Raw genomic sequence first — 14,986 nt, forward strand, 5'->3', positions numbered from 1 at the left:
AACATGGGACATATAAAAAACATCAATCAATCCATCATTTTATTATTCAGTGAGTCCATATGGATCTATTATTCTATCGTTTTATTTACCAGTATTGAATGGAATGAAATCGCTTTTTTTCGTATTCATTGGTGGATTGCCGCCGGAATTCTAGGTTTTTTGGTTCACGTATTCATGTTAGGAAGACAATCCATCTTCATGTATCTTGTCAATGTCATCATCTTTGGGCTGGTTGCAGTCATTAATTGGATACAAACGGTCCCAGAAGGACATTGGATTTTTGGCCTGGCTGTCACTTCAGCTCTGGCATTTATTTACATACGCAGCGCACTGTTTGTTATTAAGGGCTCAACAAGGCTGCAAATGATCAGCCATTTTGAATTCAATATTCTTCTCTATGTAGTTTTTTCCCTGTTTTTTACTTTTAATGACATCATCCATGACACTAGTCATCACTTTATCTTTATAAGCGCTATTGTGTTGAGCCTTTTAGGAATGATTCTTACACTAAAGCATCATGAACAAAATAGCCAAGAGGAAGTTGATATTCGCAAAGTTGGCCATTCAGGCTGGTTTACAGGTGCAATAACTGCTGGAATTGCCAGTATTGTCTTATTATGTTTTTTAATGATGCTGCCATCCATTCGTGGTTATCTATCAGAAATTATTCTTTCTGGCTGGGGCGGGCTGAAGTGGATTGGAGCAAAGCTATACCTGCTATTAATGTGGTTCATCGGGTTATTTCCTAAACCTGATGCAGAAGGCGAACTGCCCGAACCGCCAAATACTCAAATGACCATACAGGAAAATATGCAGCAGGAAATTATCTGGGATATTCCTTACATGTGGATAGCAGGTATTCTGACCGTCATTGGGCTTCTGTTAATCCTTTGGATTCTTTCAAAATTTATGAAAGGAAATAAGAAGCGATCATCCCTTGCGATTCAGCATGTCATTATTGAAAAAGAATCTTTTTGGGCAAATCTTTATAAGCGCCTTCTATTTTTTTATCAAAGCCTTAGAAAAAAATGGCGGATGCGCTCTGCACGTTTTTATAAGGAACCTATCTTTTGGTATTTTTATCAGGTGCAAAAATGGGGAAGCAAAAACAAGCTTAAACGGGAAAAAGCTGAAACATCCAGGGAATATATCGAACGAATGATTAGTTTTATACGTGAGAACAATGGAACTGGAGAGTTAGTACCTTTATTAAGAAACCTAAATCAGGATTATGAAAGTGCCTACTACGGGATGAAAAAGGATATTTCAGCCCATGAATATCGGGTTCTTCTTAACGGTTTAAAGGAAATCAAAATTACACAAACCAATAACCTGGAATAGAAACAGCCTGATTGACAAGAAAATACCAAATATGGTATTTAAAAATAGTGATAGCACACTACTGATGTGAGTGCTAAAGTGTGAAACAATGAGTAAGGAGAGATATGATATGGAAAAGAAACAATTCCAGGCAGAATCTAAAAGACTATTAGAAATGATGATCAACTCCATTTACTCTCAAAAAGAGGTTTTTTTAAGAGAGTTGATATCCAATGCAAGTGACGCTATTGACAAACTCTACTACAAAGCTTTAACAGATGAAAACATTAGTTTTGATAAGGAAAGTTATTTTATCAAGGTTATTCCTAATAAAGAAAATCGGACACTAACCATTATTGATACTGGCATTGGCATGACAAAGGAGGAGCTGGAAAACAACCTTGGAACCATCGCCAAGAGCGGCTCTTTAGCCTTTAAAAAAGAAAATGCAGCAAAAGATGGTCACGAAATTATCGGCCAATTTGGTGTAGGATTTTATGCAGCTTTTATGGCTGCTGACGCAGTCACTGTGCTTAGCAAGGCTTTAGGAAGTGATGAAGCGTATAAATGGGAATCTGAAGGTGCTGAAGGATACACAATTGAACAGGCGCAAAAAGATATAACCGGTACAGAAATTATCCTAAAAATAAAAGAAAACACCGAAGACGAGAATTATGATGAGTTTCTTGATCCTTACGGGGTTAAAGCCATCATCAAAAAGTACTCAGATTTTATTCGCTACCCAATTAAAATGGATATGAAAACAAGCAAGCCTAAAGAGGGCAGCGATAATGAATTTGAAGAAGTAATCGAAGAGAAAACCATCAACAGCATGGTTCCAATCTGGCGAAAGAACAAAAATGAACTAACAGATCAAGATTATGAGCAGTTTTATCAAGAAAAACACTATGGATTTGATAAGCCATTAAAGCACATTCACATTAGTGTTGATGGAACGATTCGCTACAATGCCATTCTCTATATTCCAGAAAAGATTCCATTCGATTATTACTCAAAGGAATTTGAAAAGGGACTGGAGTTATATTCAAACGGTGTATTAATCATGAACAAATGTGCAGACCTGCTCCCAGATCACTTCAGCTTTGTCAAAGGAATGGTAGATTCTGAAGATTTATCGCTGAATATCTCAAGGGAAATCCTTCAGCAGGACCGCCAGCTTAAGCTTATTGCTAAAAACATCAGCAAAAAAGTAAAAGCTGAACTGCAAAGCTTGTTAAAAAATGAAAGAGAAAAATACGAAGAATTCTATAGATCTTTTGGCCGCCAGCTTAAGTTTGGTGTTTACAGCGACTTTGGCGCCAACAAAGAGCTATTGCAGGATCTGTTAATGTTTTATTCGTCCAAAGAAAAGAAATTAGTTACCTTAGACGAATATATCTCAAGAATGCCTGAGGAGCAAAAGTACATTTATTATGCTACTGGTGATTCTATTGAGCGGATTGAAAAACTGCCGCAAACAGAACTGGTGGCAGACAAAGGCTATGAAATCCTTTACTTTACCGAGGACATTGATGAATTTGCTATCAGAATGCTCATGTCCTATAAAGAAAAAGAATTTAAATCAGTTTCAAGCGGTGACCTGGGATTTGAAGCAGATGAGAATAAAAAGGATGAAACAGAGGCGAGCGAGCATAAAGAGTTATTTGACTATATGAAAAATATTCTCTCTGATAAGGTGAAAGAGGTAAGGGCATCAAAACGTCTGAAGAGCCACCCTGTGTGCCTATCATCGGATGGCGAAATTACCATTGAGATGGAAAAGGTTCTCAACACAATGCCGGATAATCAGAATATTAAAGCGGACAAGGTTTTAGAGATTAATACAAGTCATGAGGTTTTCCAATCCTTAAAAGGGGCCTTTGAAAAGGACAAAGAAAAACTAAGCTTATATACAAATCTGCTTTACAACCAGGCTCTGCTGATTGAAGGACTGCCAATCAATGATCCAGTGGAATTCACCAATGATATTTGCAGGGTAATGGTATAAAAAGACAGGGAGCGCGCGGCTCCCTGTCTTTTTATTGTTTCATATTCTTTACATCTAATACATCCAGCATAAATACAAACACCGGAATACCAACAATAAGTCCCCAAACACCAAAGAAGTGCTCTGAAAAAATTAATACAATAAATGTGTAGAAAACAGGCAAATCAGTTTTTGATGACATAAGCTTGGGATTTAAGATATAGGCTTCAATTGAATGGATAATGGCAACTACGATTAAAATATAAACAACTGTCATAACTCCACCGATGGTATAAGCAATGGCACAAAGCGGTATCAGTGAAATAATGGCGCCTGCTACTGGGATTAATCCAAGGAAAAAGATTAGGATCGATAGACCCAACAGCTGCGGGAAATCCATAATCCATAATGCCAAGGTTGTTAATGCTGTGTTAACTAAAGCAATAATAAACTGTGCTTCTATGACTTTTCCAAACGTTAAAGCAAATTTCCTCGCAAAAAATTCTATTTCATTCGTAAAGACAGCGATTTTACTTTGCTTAAACTTTGCCGTAAATTCAATAAGCTTTGGTTTCTCCAAAAGGAAAAATAAGCTTAAGATAAGTGACATCATAATTTGAATGACGATATTACTCATTCCGCTAAAATATCTAAGCAAAAAGGAAAATCCTTGTTCTAAGTAATTAGAAATTTGATTGGTTTCAATCATGCTGAGCAAATAATTAATAATGACATGATCGTGCTGTTCAGTTAAGAATAGCTGAAGCTGATTAACCAGCTGCGATATTTCAACAATGATAATTGGCAAATATTTAATAATTCCGATCGACAGCAGACTAATAATGATGACGTAGACGATTAGCACAATCAAATTCCGGTGCAGCCTAATTTTGTTTGAAACAAGATTCACAAGCCTATCCAGCAAAAATGAAAAAATAAATGTCAGCAATATAACATTTATCATGCTTCTAAGCATGTATAAAATAAAAATTAAAATCGCAAAAATTGTAACTCTTTTAACCGCATGGTTAGTTAGAAATGAACGGACTGTATCCATTAAATTAATATTCCTCCAGTACCCCCAATTATCAGACAAACCGAATCTTAATCATCTAATTATATTTTATAATATTTTTATATTTAATCATAATGATTTCCATCAAAAAATAAGGGATTTACAAAACTTTTGCAAATGAAACATAAAACAGCCCCAAAATATGTTTATTATTTTCTTTCCTACAGAAAATAAAGGAACAATTTGTAATTGGGGTGATAGAATGAAAAAATTTGCCATCTTGTTCTTGATCGCATCTATCATGCTCGTTTCTATCAAACAAATGAGTGCAGAAGATGACATTGAACCTAATATTCATCTTCGTATTTTACAGACAACTGACTTACATGCAAATATGCTTGGCTATGATTATGAAAAAAAGAAAAAAGTCATTGACTATGGACTGGCCAGAACCGCTTCACTGATTAAAGAAGCACGAAAAGACGCGGCAAATTCACTTTTGTTTGACTCCGGAGATCTGCTGGTTGGAAATGCATTGGATGAATATACTCTAAAGGGAAAATTCGAATTTACTGATGACATTCATCCCGTATATAAAGCCATGAATACGCTAAATTACGATGCAGCTACCGTGGGTAATCATGAGTTTAATTATGGACTGGATTTTTTAAATAAAAGCTTGAAAGGTGCTAACTTCCCCTATGTTAATGCCAATATCTACATTGATAAGCCGTTTGCAGCAGATGAACTAAATTATTTCAAGCCGTTTACTATTTTAAAAAGGACCTTTACTGATTCATCAGGGCAAATGCATAACCTGAAGGTAGGGGTGATCGGTTTTATTACTCCGATTACTGCAGCATGGGATAAAAAATATTTTAAAGGGAACTTAAAAATTGAAAACATCAAAAAATCAGCTGAGCATTTTATACCAATCATGAAGGAAAAAGGGGCGGACATAATTGTTGCACTTGTCCATGCCGGTTTAGAGGCAGATGAGGGGCTGGAGGAAAAACAGGGGAACTCAGTTCTTGACCTTAGCAGGGTTGAAGGAATTGACGCTATTCTCTATGGGCATAGTCATTCATTATTTCCTTCACAAGGAGCAAAAGTTATAGAAGGAATTGATCAAACCGCAGGACAAATATATGGAATACCGGCTGTCCAGGCAGGCTATTGGGGGAACCATCTAGGAATGATTGATTTGATCCTGGAAAAGAAAAATGGAAAATGGACGGTAAGCCAGAGCCAAGCCGCTGTTAAACCATTAATTCGAACGGTTCATAACAAAAGAATACCGATTGTCGAAAGTGATCCAATTATTGAACAGGTCATGAGATCTGATCATCAAGCGACATTAAAATATATGAAGAAAAAATAATTCAGTTACATCCTGTACAAATAAATGTACAGGATATTTTTCTGGGATATTATAGGGTAAAAATTAAAAAAATGATATCCCTCAATACATTGGAATGTGATATGATTACGTTTGTATGTTTAATCGTATTCGATATATTTCGACGAAAACAGCTTCAATTTTTAATAGTAGAAGGAGATATTATGACAAACAGTACAATTATTCGTTTTGACCGGGTGACAAAACAATATGATGATGATCCTCCCGTCCTGAATAATGTAAGCTTCGAAATTGAGCGGGGGAAATTTTATACCCTTCTTGGCCCTTCAGGCTGCGGAAAAACAACCATATTACGCCTGATTGCTGGATTTATAGAGCCTACTGAAGGAACGATTTATATAGACGATAAGGTGGTCAATGATATTCCGGCCAATAAAAGGCAGGTAAATACGGTATTTCAGGATTATGCCCTATTTCCGCATCTAAACGTTTTTGAAAATGTTGCTTTTGGTTTGCGGATAAAAAAAATGAAAAACACCGAAATCAACCGTAAAGTCAAAGAAGCCCTGCGTTTTGTCAATCTGGAAGGCTATGAAAATCGTGAAATTAAAGAAATGTCTGGCGGTCAGCGTCAGCGCGTTGCGATTGCAAGAGCCATTGTCAACGAACCAGAGGTTATTCTTCTTGATGAACCATTATCTGCGCTCGACTTAAAGCTTCGCACTGAAATGCAGTACGAACTACGCGAGCTCCAGCAAAGGCTGGGAATTACATTCATCTTTGTTACACATGACCAGGAGGAAGCCTTGGCAATGTCTGATGAAATTTTCGTCCTGAATAATGGAAAAATCGAACAAAGCGGGACACCAACAGATATTTATGATGAACCCATTAACCGGTTTGTCGCCGATTTCATCGGTGAATCTAATATCGTGCCTGGAGTAATGTTGAAGGATTTTCTTGTCCAGTTTACCGGTAAGACCTTTGAATGTGTTGATGGCGGATTTCATCCTAAGGAAGAGGTTGAAATTGTTATTCGTCCGGAGGATTTAGAAATCACAAAGCCCGATCACGGCAAGCTGAAAGTTAAAGTTGATACACAGCTTTTCCGCGGTGTACACTATGAAATCAGCTGCTATGACCAAGATGGAAATGAATGGCTTGTTCATTCTACGAAAAAAGCAAAAGTTGGGGAAGAGATTGGCCTTTATTTTGACCCAGAAGCGATCCATGTGATGAGACACGGAGAGACGGAAGAAGAATTTGATAAGCGTCTAGAAGCTTATGTAGAGGGCAGTCATGAGAGCTAAATCACGCAACCTTTACTTGATTCCATATATGATATGGATTGCCTTATTTGTCGTAACACCAATTTTGCTCGTAGTCTACTATTCTTTTTTTGATATTGAAGGCCATTTTTCTTTTGAGAATTATAAAAAATTCTTTACACCCGTTTATTTAAAAATGACGCTCAGTTCATTTTGGTATGCCTTTTTAATTACCTTTTATGCATTAGTTATTGCTTATCCAACAGCCTATTTGCTGACAAAGACAAAATATAAGCAGCTTTGGCTTTTATTAATCATTCTTCCATCGTGGATTAACTTATTGCTGAAAGCCTACGCTTTTATCGGGATCTTTGGCACGTATGGGGCAGCAAACAGCTTTCTTGAAGTTATGGGAGTTGGCAGCAAGCAGATCCTATTTACGGATTTTAGTTTTATCTTTGTTTCCGTTTATATTTTTCTGCCATTTATGATATTGCCAATTTTCAATGCTCTCGATGAGCTAAATCCATCGCTGGTTGATGCTTCAAAAGATCTTGGAGCATCCTGGTGGACAACCTTTAGACGAGTAATTTTCCCATTAACAATTGATGGTGTAAAATCAGGCTGCCAGGTTGTCTTTATTCCAGCTCTATCATTGTTCATGCTGACAAGATTGATTGCAGGAAATCGTGTAATCACACTTGGGACGGCCATTGAACAGCATTTCCTTGTCACACAGGATTGGGGAATGGGGTCAACCATTGCTGTCTTTTTAATTATTGCGATGGTCTTGATTATGGTCCTTACAGGCAGAAGAAAAAGGGGGATGTTATGATGAAAAAATCAAAGCTATCTTCCATTTATTTGTTTATTATTTTTGCTGTTTTATATGCGCCGATTTTTTATTTAATTTTTTATTCGTTTAACAGCGGCGGAACGATGTATCATTTTGAGGGTTTTACCTTAGAGTGGTATAAGGAACTATTTGGTGATACAAGACTATTAATTATCGTGCTTAATACAATTATTGTTGCTCTGCTATCGGCGGCCATTTCAACAATTTTGGGCATCGCCGGAGCACTTGCTATTTATTATTCAAGAAAAAGGAGAGTCCAAAATACACTTCTCTCCCTAAATAACGTTCTAATTGTCAGCCCTGATGTCATTATCGGTGCATCATTTCTAATTCTATTCACGATGATTGGCATTAAGCTTGGCTTTGTTTCTGTGCTGCTTGCTCATATAGCTTTCAGTGTGCCAATTGTGGTCATTATGGTTCTGCCAAAGCTAGAGGAAATGAGCACGACAATGATCTATGCAGCGCTTGACCTAGGTGCCAGCCGCTGGGATGTATTAACCAAAGTTATTTTGCCTTATATTACACCAGGGATATTTGCAGGATTTTTTATGGCATTAACTTATTCCCTGGATGACTTTGCCGTTACGTTTTTCGTTACAGGAAATGGATTCAGCACGCTGTCAGTTGAAATTTATTCATTAGCCCGTCGCGGTGTTTCTTTAAATATTAATGCGCTTTCTGCCTTATTGTTCCTGTTCACCATGCTATTGGTTGTTGGCTATTATTTTATTATAAAGCGGAATAGCCGGCCGTCCAAAATGGGGGTAAGATCATGAAGCAGTTAGTACGTGCATTAATCATTGTGTTAATTATCTCATTTGGGTTAATGTTTATTGTTCATAAACTCAACGCGACACAGGGATTATCGGGAGGAAACACGCTGACAATCTTCAACTGGGGTGATTATATCGATGAGGAACTAATCGACCAGTTTGAAGAGGAGACAGGCATTAAGGTTATATATGAAACCTTTGACTCTAATGAAGCCATGCTGACAAAAATCGAGCAGGGAGGAACCTCATACGATATTGCCGTCCCTTCAGAATATGCAATAGATAAGATGAGGGAAGAGGACCTGCTAAATCCAATTGATCATGAGAAACTGCCTAACTTAAAATATATTGATCCGCGTTTTATGGATTTGCCATTTGATCCAGGAAATCAATATTCGATTCCATATTTTTGGGGAACCGTGGGCATTCTTTACAATAAGAAAATGCTCGGCGATATTGAGTTTACCAGCTGGAATGACTTATGGGATCCCGCCTATAAAAATGACATTCTATTAGTTGATGGTGCACGTGAAGTAATGGGCATGGCATTAAATAGCCTTGGCTATTCTTTAAACGACACGAACAAAGACCATCTTCATGAAGCTAAAGAAAAACTTGATAAGCTGACACCAAACATAAAAGCCATTGTCGGTGATGAAAATCGCATGCTTTTAGAAAATAATGAAGCTGCCATTGGACTTGTCTGGTCAGGGACAGCTCAGGAAATCATGTGGGAAAATGAGGATGTCGAATATGTTGTTCCTAAAGAAGGTTCAAATCTTTGGTTCGACAATATGGTCATTCCAAAAACTTCGAAAAATATCGAAGCCGCGCATCAGTTTATCAATTTCATGCTTGATCCTGAAGTCGCTGCACAAAACACTGATTATGTTGGCTATTCAACACCAAATAAGGGTGCACTTCAGTACATGGATGCAGAGGTCATTAATGACACACGTTTTTATCCTAATGAAGAAATGACAGCAAAGCTGGAGGTTTATGAAAACCTTGGAAAGAAAATGCTCAGCTTTTATAACGATCTTTACTTAGAATTTAAAATGCATAAAAAATAGACTGGGTAATATTTCCAGTCTATTTTTTATCTATCATGCCAGGGACCGCCCACATTCCGGTCTGGTTAGTCCCGCAACGAAGCGATTGAGAAGAGGTGGACGGCCGTGATAATAGTATATGATGAACATGAAAAAAGGATACAATCCGCTTTTGGGCTTTCCATTGTATTCCACGAAATATTATGATATTTTTCAATTTGAGTGAAGGGAGGATTTATTCATGCGAATAAAAGATGTGACCATTCGCCTGCTTAAAATGAAAATGAAATTTAATTTTACCACAAGCTATGGCTCCATGAAGGAAAAGGAGTTTCTCTTACTGGAGGCGAAAAGTGAAGACGGACTTTCCGGATGGGGAGAAGGTGATGCTTTCTCTGTCCCCTGGTATACAGAAGAAACAGTGAAAACAAGCATGCATATGCTTGAAGACTTTTTGATTCCTGCAATAATTAACAAAGATATCAATCATCCCGATGAAGTATCAGAAATCTTGAAGCCCTTTAAAAGAAATCACATGGCAAAGGCGGGGATTGAAGGGGCAGTTTGGGACCTTTTTTCCAAGGAAAAAGGAATACCGCTTTCCCAAGCAATTGGCGGAACGAAAACAAAAATTGATGTAGGCGTAAGCATTGGAATCCAGAAAACGGCAGATGAACTCCTGCAAGTTATTGAACAGCATTTAAATGAAGGATACAAACGTATAAAAATAAAAATAAAACCTGGACAGGATATTGAAATCATCCGCCACATTCGCAAACATTTTCCTCATGTCCCGCTTATGGCAGATGCCAACTCAGCCTACTCACTAAAGGATATTGACCGTTTGAAAGAGCTGGATGAATTTGATCTTATGATGATTGAGCAGCCTTTGGCAGCAGATGATATTATTGAACATGCCAAGCTCCAGCGGGAAATCAGCACGCCTATTTGCCTTGATGAAAGTATTCACTCTTATGGTGACGTTAAAATGGCCATTGAATTAGGCAGCTGTAAAATCATCAATATGAAGGTTGGACGTGTCGGCGGCATTACAGAGGTAAAAAGGATCCATGATCTTTGTGAAAAACATCAAATTCCGCTATGGTGCGGCGGGATGCTTGAGGGTGGAGTTGGACGAGCCCACAATATCGCGTTATCATCACTGCCTAATTTTATTTTGCCTGGAGATACTTCCGGTTCCTCCCGATACTGGAACAAGGATATTATTAAACCAGAGGTCATTGTCCGTAATGGCTCTATCGTGGTTCCAGACCGTCCTGGAATTGGGTATGAACCAGACCTTCAGACGATTAACCAATTCACGATTTTAGAAAAAACACTGAGATAGCAAAAGGAGAAGGTTTTGACCCTTCTCCTTTTGCTATCAGATAGATGCTGGGGAATGAGGATGAAAAAGCAAAGATTGTGAAAATTAATGACGAAATATTCTATCAATATTTCTTGGGAAAGCGCAAATTCAGACATTTTCTTCATGGTGCCGTCTAAATTTATCATAAATTGCCCTAAAATAATGAAATTGTCGAAAATATGTATTTTTCCGCTAATCATTGTTGTTTATTCGTGGAAAACTGATTTTAAAGGATGTTCCCTGCTGCGCAATACTGTTTATTTCATAGTCGCCTTTCATGCGTTTGATAATATCAAAACAGATCATTAGCCCAAGCCCTGTCCCTTTTGATTTTGTCGAATAATAGGGCTGGCCAAGCTGTTTTATTTGCTGGGGGGGAATTCCAATACCGTGATCATTTACTTCAATAACAGCCATAGAATTTTTCTTGTAGCCTTTTATTTCGATATTACCTCCATCAGGCATGGCCTCAATCCCATTTTTAATGAGATTGATCATCAGCTGCTTAAATTCATTCACATTTCCGGAAATAAATAACTCTTCTTGGATATCTGCAGATAAGTAAACTTTAGAAAAAACAGCATATGGCCTCATAAAGTCAACTATCGCATAGGTTATTTCTGTTAATGAAATTAATTCAGTTGATTGTGTTGAAGGCCGTGCTAGCGAAAGAAAGTCTGTAATAATATGATGGGTACGATCCAGTTCTTCTAAAGACAGGGAAATGAAGGTCCCTTGACTGGCAGTTAGATTCTTTTCATTTTTTATTAACTGGAGAAATCCCCTGATGGTTGTCATCGGGTTGCGGATTTCATGTGCAATCGATGCAGCCAGCTGGCTAATGGCATTTAGCTTATCTGCATTTTTTAACCTTTCTGCCATAATATAGTGCATATTATTCATTTCAATTAAATAAATCGTCATGGAAAGACTGGCCATTGATACAAGTGAGAACCATAGGAGGGACTCAATATCATTAAATTGTCCTGATTGAACTAAAGCTATCATCCTTGTCCCTAAAATCATGAAATAAAAAGCTCCGCCAACACAAAGTTTAAACAGCAAACCACTCTTCTGAAAAGGTTTGTTTATTAAGAAAAACAACCCAATCGCAATCGAATAATTGATAATCATAGGAAATAGCGAATGAATATCAATTATTGCATTGACTCCCAGCAGAACCGCAATCGACAATATCCCAGCGATTGGATTTAGATAAAAAAAGGCAATAAATGCGGGAATAAACTTAAGATCAAATTCCAATCCATCTGCGATCCGCACAGGATATAACATGGAAAGAAGCAGGGAACCTATAATGATCAGCAAAAAGACGATATTTCTCATACCTTCCCTTGACTGCCGATACAAGAGATTATTGGCAAGTGGAATAATCATCATGATAAAAAAGTGAAAAAGCAGTTCCGCGACAAAATCCTTCAATTATCATCATCCTTCGAGACTTTCTTCCTAATTTAATTAAACACAGGATGAGTAAAATCCTTGCTGATTCTAAAAAAATTATTTTTAATACTGGATTATGGATCAGACCTTACATTTTTAAAAAGTGCAAAAAAAAAAATAAAGACTCTGCCTCATAAAGGCAGGTTTTTTTTATTGCTATTTTATATATTTATAATTTTCAAAATTTATTGACAGTAATTTTTAGTGGTGTTATATTCGTTTTAGGGACAGCGTACCTAAAGTTTAAAAATTGGAGGGATAATATGACAACCAACACTCAAGTTCAAAATTCAAAAAATGAAAAGGCAAATGTAAGGCAACCAATCATTGATGTTGACGTACATGAAATGCTGCCAAATCTGAAGCATATTGCGAAATACTTGGATCAGCCTTGGAAGCGGTGGGTGACAGATACTTTGTGGGGGGGATTAAGACAACTTCCGTATGTCCAGCATTTGGATGGAGGTGTAGAGCGAGTTGATGCAAAACCAGGGGATGGGAGGCCAGCCGGTTCTGACTATGTATTAATGAAGCAGCAATTATTAGATGAATATAATGTTGAACATGCCATTTTAACAGGATTATTTTATCCATCCACTATGCGTGCTCAATTTGAATTTGGAACAGCCTTAGCATCTGCCTATAATGATTATCAAATTAAGGAATGGCTAGAAAAGGATTCAAGATTTAAAGGATCCGTCCATATTAATTGTCATGAGCCTGAAAAAGCTGCTTATGAAATTGACCGTGTAGGCCAGCATCCTCAAATGGTTCAGGTATTATTGCCAATTGGAGATTTTGCCTACGGTGACCCGCGTTTTCACCCTATTTTTGAAGCTGCTCAACGGAATGGTTTGCATATAGCCATGCACCAAAGCACTCGCACCACAACAGCACTTGATAATGGATACCCTAGATATTTCATTGAATGGCACTCTTTACTGCCACAGGCATTTATGTCTCAGGTGGTTAGCCTTGTTTGCAACGGAGTTTTTGAAAAGTTCCCTAATTTGAAATGTATCTTATTAGAAGGAGGATTTGTATGGATTCCGGCACTAATGTGGAGATTGGATCACAACTATAAATCCTTAAGAAGAGAGGTGCCATGGCTCAAGAGAATGCCAAGCCAGGTGATTCGCGAACATTTCCACGCTGCAACTCAGCCAATTGAACAGCCGGATCCTAAAGAGATGCTTCAAATGGTTGAAATGATTGGAAACGATAAGTTCCTATTATTTGCAACGGACTATCCACATTGGGATTTTGATGATCCAAATACATCGTTACCAACAACATTTTCTAAAGAGCTAAAAAGGAAAATACTATATGACAATGCCAAAGAGCTTTACGGCTTTAAATAATATCAAAAAAATAAAAGAGGTGATTATATGAAACATAGGTTATTTAATAGAGATGAATTAAAACCAGGTGAAAAAAAGGTAGTTGTCTTAAATAATAAATCTATTTTGGTTGTCTGCAAAAGTGAAGGTGAGATTTATGCAGTGAGAAACAAATGTCCTCACCAAGGAGCACCACTAGACAAAGGGAGTTTTAACGGGACAGTTGTTTGCAGCATAGCCGGAGAATATAAATACGGAAGAGAAAACGAAATAATAAGGTGCCCATGGCATGGATTCGAATTTGAAGCAAATACTGGCTGCGCTGTACATGATAAGAATGATAAGAAGATGAAAACTTACCCCGTTTATATTGAGGATGAAAATGTTATTATTGAAGTATAAAAATAATGTTTTCTTTTGAATTTATTGGGGTGTATTCATGGCAGATTATATTAAATTAGTTGAATCAACAATCAATGCATTACGATTATTAAGTGAAAACCACGAAGGGTTAGGCGTAAGAGAAATTAGCAGATTACTTGAAATGAATAAAAGTACAAGTCATAGATTACTATTGACATTGCAAAAAGAAGGATTAGTTGAATTTGATGAATTAACACAAAAATACAGGATGACTTTAGGGATTCTACAGCTTATCAATAAAATCCCGCAAAAAAGCAACTTAATTTCTGCATCCCTTCCCTATATGGAAGAATTAAGAGACCTGACAAAAGAAACTGTTGCTTTACACATCCGTGTTTTAAATTACAGATTGGTAGTTGCAAAAGTAGAAAGTAATCTAGAGCTCCGCTGGTCTCCTTTAATCGGTAAACCTTATCCGCTTTATCAAGGAGCAGCAAGTAAGGTAATCTCAGCTTTTCTTCCACAAAAAGCATTAACTGAGCTAATGGAGAACCTGCCAGATGAGATTAATCAAATGGAATATGTTCATAAAATTGAAGATGTAAGAAAACAAAACTATTCCATTAGCTACGGTGAAATTGAACCGGGCGGAATCGGAATTGCTGCTCCAATTTTTAACCATCTTAATGAATTTGTTGGAGCCATTAGCGTTTATGCCATTGAGTCGCGGACTACTCAAGACAAGGTAAATTTTATTATTCAGGAAGTTACCCGAACAGTGAAACAAATATCAAAGTCTCTTTATTAAGGAGGTATTTA

At 37.2% G+C, this 14,986-nt stretch carries 13 protein-coding genes; 11 read left to right on the forward strand and 2 right to left on the reverse strand.

Translation table 11 applies throughout. The annotated features are described in order from the left end of the window. Positions 1-3: 3 nt before the first annotated feature. Positions 4-1,341, forward strand: a complete 1,338-nt coding sequence (locus AC1Q59_RS00640; RefSeq protein ID WP_492363832.1) for a hypothetical protein — start codon at positions 4-6, stop codon at positions 1,339-1,341. Between the two features lie 109 nt (positions 1,342-1,450). Continuing rightward, the gene (htpG, locus tag AC1Q59_RS00645; RefSeq protein ID WP_492363833.1) at positions 1,451-3,328 is read left to right on the forward strand and encodes a molecular chaperone HtpG; all 1,878 of its coding nucleotides are present in this window, start codon (positions 1,451-1,453) and stop codon (positions 3,326-3,328) included. Between the two features lie 31 nt (positions 3,329-3,359). On the opposite strand, the gene AC1Q59_RS00650 is transcribed toward htpG, so the two are convergent. After that, on the reverse strand, positions 3,360-4,364 hold the full coding sequence (locus AC1Q59_RS00650) for an AI-2E family transporter (protein ID WP_492363834.1): 1,005 nt from the start codon (positions 4,362-4,364) through the stop codon (positions 3,360-3,362). A 220-nt stretch (positions 4,365-4,584) separates the two neighbouring features. Between AC1Q59_RS00650 and AC1Q59_RS00655 the strand changes: the two genes are divergently transcribed. The 6 genes from AC1Q59_RS00655 to menC all read left to right on the forward strand — a co-directional run bounded on the left by AC1Q59_RS00655 (position 4,585) and on the right by menC (position 10,982). Continuing rightward, positions 4,585-5,703: a metallophosphoesterase gene (locus tag AC1Q59_RS00655; RefSeq protein ID WP_492363835.1), complete on the forward strand. Its 1,119-nt coding sequence runs from the start codon at positions 4,585-4,587 to the stop codon at positions 5,701-5,703. A gap of 182 nt (positions 5,704-5,885) precedes the next feature. Then, positions 5,886-6,992, forward strand: a complete 1,107-nt coding sequence (locus AC1Q59_RS00660) for an ABC transporter ATP-binding protein (protein WP_492363836.1) — start codon at positions 5,886-5,888, stop codon at positions 6,990-6,992. Beyond that, a complete protein-coding gene (locus AC1Q59_RS00665) occupies positions 6,982-7,785 on the forward strand; it encodes an ABC transporter permease (RefSeq protein ID WP_492363837.1) in 804 nt (267 codons plus the stop codon). Before AC1Q59_RS00660 ends, AC1Q59_RS00665 begins: the two co-directional genes overlap by 11 nt. Continuing rightward, positions 7,782-8,585, forward strand: a complete 804-nt coding sequence (locus AC1Q59_RS00670) for an ABC transporter permease (RefSeq protein ID WP_492363838.1) — start codon at positions 7,782-7,784, stop codon at positions 8,583-8,585. Before AC1Q59_RS00665 ends, AC1Q59_RS00670 begins: the two co-directional genes overlap by 4 nt. Next, on the forward strand, positions 8,582-9,655 hold the full coding sequence (locus AC1Q59_RS00675; protein WP_492363839.1) for an ABC transporter substrate-binding protein: 1,074 nt from the start codon (positions 8,582-8,584) through the stop codon (positions 9,653-9,655). Before AC1Q59_RS00670 ends, AC1Q59_RS00675 begins: the two co-directional genes overlap by 4 nt. Positions 9,656-9,875: 220 nt before the next feature. Next, a complete protein-coding gene (menC, locus tag AC1Q59_RS00680) occupies positions 9,876-10,982 on the forward strand; it encodes an o-succinylbenzoate synthase (RefSeq protein WP_492363840.1) in 1,107 nt (368 codons plus the stop codon). A 213-nt stretch (positions 10,983-11,195) separates the two neighbouring features. Here menC and AC1Q59_RS00685 read toward each other — a convergent pair whose 3' ends face one another. Then, the gene (locus tag AC1Q59_RS00685) at positions 11,196-12,443 is read right to left on the reverse strand and encodes an ATP-binding protein (protein WP_492363841.1); all 1,248 of its coding nucleotides are present in this window, start codon (positions 12,441-12,443) and stop codon (positions 11,196-11,198) included. 284 nt (positions 12,444-12,727) lie between these two features. Here AC1Q59_RS00685 and AC1Q59_RS00690 point away from each other — a divergent pair, with 284 nt between their 5' ends. Genes AC1Q59_RS00690 through AC1Q59_RS00700 form a run of 3 tightly spaced genes read left to right on the forward strand, consistent with a single transcriptional unit; the run spans position 12,728 to position 14,975 of the window. Then, entirely contained in the window at positions 12,728-13,825 is a 1,098-nt protein-coding gene (locus AC1Q59_RS00690; RefSeq protein WP_492363842.1) for an amidohydrolase family protein, read from the forward strand. Positions 13,826-13,852: 27 nt separating this feature from the next. Next, on the forward strand, positions 13,853-14,206 hold the full coding sequence (locus AC1Q59_RS00695; RefSeq protein ID WP_492363843.1) for a Rieske (2Fe-2S) protein: 354 nt from the start codon (positions 13,853-13,855) through the stop codon (positions 14,204-14,206). 37 nt (positions 14,207-14,243) lie between these two features. Then, complete coding sequence (locus AC1Q59_RS00700; RefSeq protein ID WP_492363844.1) at positions 14,244-14,975, forward strand: IclR family transcriptional regulator; 732 nt, start codon at positions 14,244-14,246, stop codon at positions 14,973-14,975. Positions 14,976-14,986 lie beyond the last annotated feature (11 nt).

The organism is Cytobacillus sp. MT66, from assembly GCF_058792595.1.

What these genes read in the sequence shown, in the direction of transcription:
- AC1Q59_RS00640 (WP_492363832.1), top strand. Translation starts at nt 4, where the DNA reads ATGGGACATATAAAAAACATCAATCAATCCATCATTTTATTATTCAGT.
- htpG (WP_492363833.1), top strand. Translation starts at nt 1,451, where the DNA reads ATGGAAAAGAAACAATTCCAGGCAGAATCTAAAAGACTATTAGAAATG.
- AC1Q59_RS00650 (WP_492363834.1), bottom strand. Translation starts at nt 4,364, where the DNA reads ATGGATACAGTCCGTTCATTTCTAACTAACCATGCGGTTAAAAGAGTT.
- AC1Q59_RS00655 (WP_492363835.1), top strand. Translation starts at nt 4,585, where the DNA reads ATGAAAAAATTTGCCATCTTGTTCTTGATCGCATCTATCATGCTCGTT.
- AC1Q59_RS00660 (WP_492363836.1), top strand. Translation starts at nt 5,886, where the DNA reads ATGACAAACAGTACAATTATTCGTTTTGACCGGGTGACAAAACAATAT.
- AC1Q59_RS00665 (WP_492363837.1), top strand. Translation starts at nt 6,982, where the DNA reads ATGAGAGCTAAATCACGCAACCTTTACTTGATTCCATATATGATATGG.
- AC1Q59_RS00670 (WP_492363838.1), top strand. Translation starts at nt 7,782, where the DNA reads ATGATGAAAAAATCAAAGCTATCTTCCATTTATTTGTTTATTATTTTT.
- AC1Q59_RS00675 (WP_492363839.1), top strand. Translation starts at nt 8,582, where the DNA reads ATGAAGCAGTTAGTACGTGCATTAATCATTGTGTTAATTATCTCATTT.
- menC (WP_492363840.1), top strand. Translation starts at nt 9,876, where the DNA reads ATGCGAATAAAAGATGTGACCATTCGCCTGCTTAAAATGAAAATGAAA.
- AC1Q59_RS00690 (WP_492363842.1), top strand. Translation starts at nt 12,728, where the DNA reads ATGACAACCAACACTCAAGTTCAAAATTCAAAAAATGAAAAGGCAAAT.
- AC1Q59_RS00695 (WP_492363843.1), top strand. Translation starts at nt 13,853, where the DNA reads ATGAAACATAGGTTATTTAATAGAGATGAATTAAAACCAGGTGAAAAA.
- AC1Q59_RS00700 (WP_492363844.1), top strand. Translation starts at nt 14,244, where the DNA reads ATGGCAGATTATATTAAATTAGTTGAATCAACAATCAATGCATTACGA.